At 63.6% G+C, this 773-nt stretch carries 2 protein-coding genes; both read right to left on the bottom strand.

Annotated elements, in window-relative coordinates; all coding sequences use genetic code 11:
• Nucleotides 1-424: 2Fe-2S iron-sulfur cluster-binding protein (locus AC1DQC_RS19785; protein ID WP_477052938.1), on the bottom strand; the 424-nt coding region annotated here is incomplete at its 3' end.
• Nucleotides 425-426: 2 nt separating this feature from the next.
• Nucleotides 427-773: SRPBCC family protein (locus AC1DQC_RS19780; RefSeq protein ID WP_477052937.1), on the bottom strand; the 347-nt coding region annotated here is incomplete at its 5' end.

Below are 773 nucleotides of genomic sequence, written 5' to 3'. Positions count from 1 at the left end.
GTTTGAGCTGCAGTTCGACCACGGTCTCGCCGAGCCAGGTGACCGCACCGACCTTCGCGGTGGTGACGATCATCGGGTACTCGTCGAGCATGGCCGCTGGGTAGTCGAGTTCCACCTCGGATTCCGCGAAGGCGTGCGACTGGCACAGGAGTCGGTGACCGGCGTCCATCTCGTCCTGACGGAGCGAGTAGACGCGCCCCTCGGGCATCACGACTTCGCCGCACGCGACCCGACCGACGCAGGTTCCGCAGGTACCGATCGTGCACTGACTGACCAGGCGGACACCGGCCGCGTTCGCCGCTGCGAGAATCGTGGTGCCTGACGGCACCGGGACGGTCTTGGTCCCGTCCGTGAACGTCAGGTGGACGTTGTTCTCCGTGGTCACTGCGCACTCCGGAATTGCATCGGTCGGGGCGATCGACATGGTCAGTCCTCGTCCTCGTACGGCGACTCGAAGAAACCGCGCGGGTGACGCGCCGCCATCTTTCGCCAGGCGATGATGGAATAGTCCATGTCGCAAAGCATCTCGTTGTTCCAGCCGTCGAACCGGGTGTAGTGCTCCTCGGTGGCCTCGCGGGCGAAGACGTCGCTGTTGTTGAAGCCCTCGAGCGCCAGGGGCAGCATGAAGTTGTCGTACTTGAAGTTGAACTCGGCGATGTCCTCGTCGGTGGTCACCCGAGTGGCGATCACCTCCCAGTACTCGTGGTGGTGATCGTCGATCGGCACGTAGAACTCGTACTGGACGACGTCGGTGATGGGCCAGTGCTCCACCA

It is taken from the genome of Cellulomonas sp. P4_H12 (assembly GCF_056400905.1).
Note: the sequence above shows the minus strand (reverse complement) of the source record. Positions and strands in the feature narration are given on the sequence as shown.